The sequence below is a fragment of the Bacillus fungorum genome (assembly GCF_002746455.1).
GTDB lineage: Bacteria > Bacillota > Bacilli > Bacillales > Bacillaceae_G > Bacillus_A > Bacillus_A fungorum.
In genome coordinates this window covers 1-551 of sequence record NZ_NWUW01000163.1, presented here as the reverse complement: position 1 = coordinate 551, position 551 = coordinate 1, and the positions used below count along the sequence as shown (strand labels likewise).

Genomic DNA, 551 nt, shown 5'->3' with positions numbered 1-551 from the left:
ATCGGCGTTAGTCCCGTCCTTCATCGACTCCTAGTGTCAAGGCATCCACCGTGCGCCCTTTCTAACTTAACCAAACTAAAATCAAAAAATATGAGCTACACTGTTATCTAGTTTTCAAAGAACATACCATTTGCTATTTAAAATAGCTTTTGGTGGAGCCTAGCGGGATCGAACCGCTGACCTCCTGCGTGCAAGGCAGGCGCTCTCCCAGCTGAGCTAAGGCCCCAAGTTGTATGGTGGGCCTAAATGGACTCGAACCATCGACCTCACGCTTATCAGGCGTGCGCTCTAACCAGCTGAGCTATAGGCCCATACAAATTGCAGGATTTATTTATATCATATCCTCATTTAAGAGTCAATACTTAATTGAACTCTCAAAACTAAACGAAAACGAAACACGGAAACTTATATTGATAAGCAGCGCTCATCAATTCTCCATAGAAAGGAGGTGATCCAGCCGCACCTTCCGATACGGCTACCTTGTTACGACTTCACCCCAATCATCTGTCCCACCTTAGGCGGCTGGCTCCATAAAGGTTACCCCACCGACT

Annotated in this window: 2 tRNA genes and 1 rRNA gene; all 3 read right to left on the bottom strand. The window is 46.5% G+C overall.

The annotated features are described in order from the left end of the window. Window positions 1-150 precede the first annotated feature (150 nt). Window positions 151-226: transfer RNA gene (locus tag CO726_RS31265), tRNA-Ala, on the bottom strand. Between the two features lie 8 nt (window positions 227-234). After that, window positions 235-311: transfer RNA gene (locus CO726_RS31260), tRNA-Ile, on the bottom strand. A gap of 130 nt (window positions 312-441) precedes the next feature. Continuing rightward, window positions 442-551: ribosomal RNA gene (locus CO726_RS31255) — 16S ribosomal RNA — on the bottom strand; the annotation flags it as partial.